The organism is Microcystis sp. M31BS1 (genome assembly GCF_020245285.1).
In the GTDB taxonomy this organism is placed as follows: domain Bacteria; phylum Cyanobacteriota; class Cyanobacteriia; order Cyanobacteriales; family Microcystaceae; genus Microcystis; species Microcystis panniformis.
On sequence record NZ_JADBVE010000283.1, the window covers coordinates 1 to 3,136 of the forward strand.

Sequence of the window (3,136 nt, forward strand, 5' to 3'; positions counted from 1 at the left end):
GTGTGGCATACTTGACCCTAAGTAGGTAGGCGTTAAAAATTATCAGATGCCCCCCTTATTAAGGGGGGACTAAGGGGGGATCGGCACCCCCCTTATCAAGGGGGATCCCCCCGCCTATCGGCACCCCCCTTATCAAGGGGGATCCCCCCGCCTATCGGCACCCCCCTTATCAAGGGGGGCAGGGGGGATCGAACCTAAAATTCATTTTTAATTTAATTATAACCAACAACTTAATAACCGGATTTGGTATCAGTTATAGGTAAAAACTTCGCTACTTTCTTTTCACTGATTACTGATCACTGATCACTGAAAATCCGCTAATTTTTAGGTTTTTGAGGCGTTGAGGGAATTAAAACGAGGGGAAAGATAGGCGACTAAAACTCCAAGGGCAAAACCGATTAAATTGCGGAAAAGGGGCAGTAATTCACTGGTGCGAGTAACCACCGGTCCGATGCCAAAAGCAACAAAGAGGATAAACCAGAGGGGAGAGACAATTAAAACCCATTGCCAAGCGAAAACCTGTCCTTCTTTGCGGGGAATACCGGCAAACCCGAAGACTAAACCACCGACAATTGAGGTAATTAAAGTTAGGATCCACTGTTCCCTCGGTAAACCGGGGACTACCGCACAACCACCTTTAACTAAACAACCTTTTACCGTGTCTAAGGATTGTACGATCGCATTATTTTCGCCATTTTCCCGGACAAAATACATATTACCGAAACGGGCCTGTAACTCGATCCAAAAAGTGCGGGGTAAAAATTCATAGACGGCATCACCAATACTAAAAGATAGTAAATTACCGCCCCGACCATCGGCCACTAGGAGAATACTTTTATCATCCAATCCCCAGAAATTAATCACTGCCCGGCCGGGGCTGCGGTCATATTGGGTTAAAACTCGCATTTTCCAGCCGGTTTCCCCTTGAAATGTCTCGATATCTCGGATTAATGCCTCTTCCTGTTTTGCGGGTAGATAATTGGCTAAATCAACGATCGGAGTGGCTTGATTGGGCAGTAATTCGGGATTATTTACCGCTAGAGCTTGATCCGGGCAGATAATCCAACCCAGACAGCTAATGACACCAATGACAAGAGCGATCGAGATTCCTCGGCAAAAACGATTGAGCATAGCACTTCTAGACAATGAGAATTTTTTCAGCAAGGGTGTAGGCTAACTTTCAGTTTCTTTACACTTATTTACTTTATCTTAAGGGAATTCTCAACTTTAGTCACCCAGTTAGGGACTTGCGCTTTGATAATGTACCTTTTGGGCGAACGCAGTTCGCCCCTACATTAATGTACCTTTTGGGCGAACGCAGTTCGCCCCTACATTAATGTACCTTTTGGGCGAACGCAGTTCGCCCCTACATTGTGGACAAAATCCGTTACTGTAGGGGCGCAAGGCTTGCGCCCTCCGATCGCCCAGGTTTGCTGATCACCCTAAGTAGGGGGAGAGCCTTTGAGAGTCCCCGCAGCTAAGGGACTTGCGCTTTGATAATATGCCATCTGGCCGGCCTGATTCTTCTACAGAGCGATTTTCTGGCTAGGATATTATTCCCACGCAAGTCCCTTATCGGTCATCAGATGGGAGTTTTCAGTTCACTCTCCAGAAACTCAACTCAAGCTGATGAGGTCTCAACCAGTTGTATTAACTGGATCTTTTGCCAAAATGGAGTAAATATAGTAGCGGGGGGATGGTCAATGACAGCACGGGAAGTATTAGAGTTAATTCAACGGGTAAAGGACGAAAGAGCGGGGAAGTTGGATCTGTCCAACAAAAACTTAACAGAAATTCCCCCCGAAATCCCTCAACTCACCTCCCTGCAATACCTCTTTCTCAACAATAACCAAATCAGGGAGATTCCAGAAGCGCTCGCTCACCTCACCTCCCTGCAGCGCCTCTATCTCAGCAATAACCAAATCAGCGAGATACCAGAAGCACTCGCTCACCTCACCTCCCTGCAACTCCTCGACCTCAGCGATAACCAAATCAGCGAGATACCAGAAGCGCTCGCTCACCTTACCTCCCTGCAATACCTCGACCTCTACAATAACCAAATCAGGGAGATACCAGAAGCGTTCGCTCACCTCACCTCCCTGCAATACCTCTTTCTCAACAATAACCAAATCAGCGAGATACCAGAAGCACTCGCTCACCTCACCTCCCTGCAAGAACTCGACCTCAGAAATAACCAAATCAGGGAGATTCCAGAAGCGCTCGCTCACCTAGTCAACCTGAAGCGATTAGTCCTCAAAAATAACCCGATTACCAACGTTCCCCCGGAAATTATTCGTCAGGGATGGGGTAAAACAATATGGGATGATGGCAATCCGCAGGCGATTTTTAGTTATCTCAAGAATAAAGCTAAACGCCCTCTTAATGAGCTTAAAGTTTTATTGGTGGGGGAGGGGGATGTGGGGAAAACTTCCCTGTTAAAGAGGTTACTGCACAATACCTTTAATTCCGGAGAACCCAAGACCCCCGGCATTAATATTGAAAAGTGGCAACTGCCCCAAAAACCTGATATTCGCCTCAATATCTGGGATTTTGGCGGTCAGAAAGTGATGCAAACCACCCATCAGTTTTTTCTGACTAAACGCAGTCTTTATCTGCTTGTCCTCGACAACCGCAAAAACGAACAGCAAAACCGTCTGGAATACTGGTTAAAACTCATTGAAACCTACGGAGGCAATTCTCCCGTGATTATCGTGGGTAATTGTGCCGATGAAAATCCCCCGCAAGTTAAGATCCGCACCCTCCAGAAAAAATATCCCCAAATCACCAAGCTAATCGCCACTTCCTGTAAAACCGGTGCGGGAATCGAGCAACTTGTGCAGGAAATCGCCTCCCAAATCGATGCTATTCCCCATATCAAAGATTTATTGCCTAATAGTTGGTTTCAGATCAAAACTCAACTAGAAACGATGCAAAAGAGTTATGACTTTATTTCCTACGAAAAGTATCAGGAAATGTGTCAGACAGCCGAGATTAAAGAGGCCAGCGATCAAAAAAGTTTAGTGCAGTTTCTCCACGATCTCGGTATTGTCCTCAACTACCAAGATGATCCGCGACTGAATGAAACCAATGTCCTGAACCCGGAATGGGTAACTGACGGTGTTTATGATATTCTCAA

General features: G+C 46.2%; 2 protein-coding genes. One reads left to right on the forward strand and one right to left on the reverse strand.

All coding sequences use genetic code 11. The annotated features are described in order from the left end of the window. Positions 1–324: 324 nt before the first annotated feature. Complete coding sequence (locus IM509_RS16500) at positions 325–1,131, reverse strand: TPM domain-containing protein (RefSeq protein WP_002736671.1); 807 nt, start codon at positions 1,129–1,131, stop codon at positions 325–327. 572 nt (positions 1,132–1,703) lie between these two features. On the opposite strand from IM509_RS16500, the gene IM509_RS16505 reads away from it, so the two are divergent. Continuing rightward, on the forward strand, positions 1,704–3,136 hold a 1,433-nt coding region (locus tag IM509_RS16505), incomplete at its 3' end, for a leucine-rich repeat protein (protein WP_287717178.1).